General features: G+C 71.4%; 1 protein-coding gene. It reads left to right on the top strand.

The genetic code is table 11. The annotated features are described in order from the left end of the window. Positions 1-130 precede the first annotated feature (130 nt). Positions 131-1,585: an IS1380 family transposase gene (locus tag VF202_09275; GenBank protein HEX7040291.1), complete on the top strand. Its 1,455-nt coding sequence runs from the start codon at positions 131-133 to the stop codon at positions 1,583-1,585. The last annotated feature ends 162 nt before the right edge of the window (positions 1,586-1,747 follow it).

The following is a 1,747-nucleotide window of genomic DNA, read 5'->3' on the forward strand; positions in this document are numbered from 1 at the left end:
CCTGGCTTATTCACGATCGGGGTAGCGGAGGGGTAGTGTAGGCTGGAAAGCCACATGGCGCATCCTTCGATGCGGCCGTAAGATGGGGTTGCGAGCCAACCACCTTCACGGTCCACGCGAAGAACACGCCATGGGTGAAGCCCAAGATAGCCTGTTTGCCCTGGATTTCAACCGTTCCGTTCGGGTGGAGGCGCGCCCCGAGCGCCTGACGTCCGATGCTGGCGCGGTGCTCCTGCGCTCTCTCCTGGAGCGGCTCGGCTTCGAGGAGCTGGTGCGGCGCCACCTCTCGGATGCGCGGGACGCGGCGCGTATCCGGCACGGCTTCCTCGAGCTGCTCCGCACCCAACTGCTGCTGTTTGCGCAGGGGTGGAGTGACCAGCGCGATGTGGCGCTGGTAGGCGGCGACCCCGCACTGCGCCTGGCCATCTCGTCCCGACGAGGTCTCTCGCCGCTGGCCGCCGCACTCGCCTCGCAGCCCACGCTCTCGCGGCTTCAGCACGCGCTCGCGAGCTGGGAGAACCGCGAGGGGCTGCAGGCTCTCCTGCGCGAGTTGGCGCGCCGGCTCGCCCGGCTCGGGGCGGGCGAGCGTCTCGCCGAGGCGGTGCTCGATCTCGATTCGCTGCCGCTGGAGGTCCATGGCCACCAGCCGGGGAGCGCCTGGAATGGGCATTACGGCTGCCGCTGCTACCATCCGCTCGTGCTCCGCTGGGAGCGGGGCGACTTCTTGGCCGCCTCTCTTCGGGAGGGGAATGCGCACACGGCCGATGGGGCGCTCGCCTTCATCATCCCTTCCGTGCTCTGGGCGAAGGGCCTCGCCCGGCGCGTGTGGGTCCGCATGGACGCTGGCTTTCCCGAAGACGAACTGCTCAGCACGCTGGAAGACGAGGACGTCTGCTACGTGGCGCGCCTCAGGGGCAACCGAGCCCTCGAGCGGCTCGCCGCGCCGTATCTGAGGCGGCCGCCGGGCCGGCCCCCCGCGGAGGGGCGGCTCTGGACGCATGAGCTGCGCTACCGGGCCGGCAGTTGGGACCGGGAGCGGCGGGTCGTCCTGGTGGTGCTGGAGCGGGAGGACGAGCAGCAACACCTCTTCCTCGATCACTTCTTCCTGCTCACCGACGTGGCGGCGGACGAGGTGGACGGCCCCTCGCTGCTGGAGCGCTATCGCCAGCGGGGCACGGCCGAGCAGGATTTCGGCGAGTGGCAGACTGCGCTCGCGCCGGCCCTCTCGTCCGCTCCGCGGCCGAAGACGCACTACCGCGGCCGGACAGTCGAGGCGACGGCGTACATCGAGCCCGACAGCTTTGCGGCCAACGAGGCGCGGCTGCTGCTCTCTCTCCTGGCGGCGAACGTGCTGCGCGGGGCGGCCGAGCTGGTCCGGCGCGAGGGGGAGGTGCGGCTGAGCCGGCAGCGCTTTCGCCAGCTCGTGCTCAAGGCGGCGGCTCGGGTGCTGGTCCATGCCCGACGCCTCACGCTGGTGATCGAGCAGGCCCGGGCGGCGCTGTGGCGGCGCTTCTGGCGGGAGCTCGAGCGGCTCTACCCGGCGCGCGGCTCGCCGCGTCCCCAGGCCCTGCCCACCCCGGCGTAGCACCCCTGGGCGGGGAGCTGGAGAGCGGGCGTCGCCGCCAGTCGCGAGGCTGGGGGAAAGGGGGCCTGTCCAGGTAACCGGCGCCCACGCCGCCCCGAGCCCCCTCAGCTCGCTCACTTCCACCTGGAACCGGGCGAATTACCCCGTGACGAATAAGCCAGG

It is taken from the genome of Trueperaceae bacterium, assembly GCA_036381035.1.
In the GTDB taxonomy this organism is placed as follows: Bacteria; Deinococcota; Deinococci; order Deinococcales; family Trueperaceae; genus DASRWD01.

What these genes read in the sequence shown, in the direction of transcription:
- VF202_09275 (HEX7040291.1), top strand. Translation starts at nt 131, where the DNA reads ATGGGTGAAGCCCAAGATAGCCTGTTTGCCCTGGATTTCAACCGTTCC.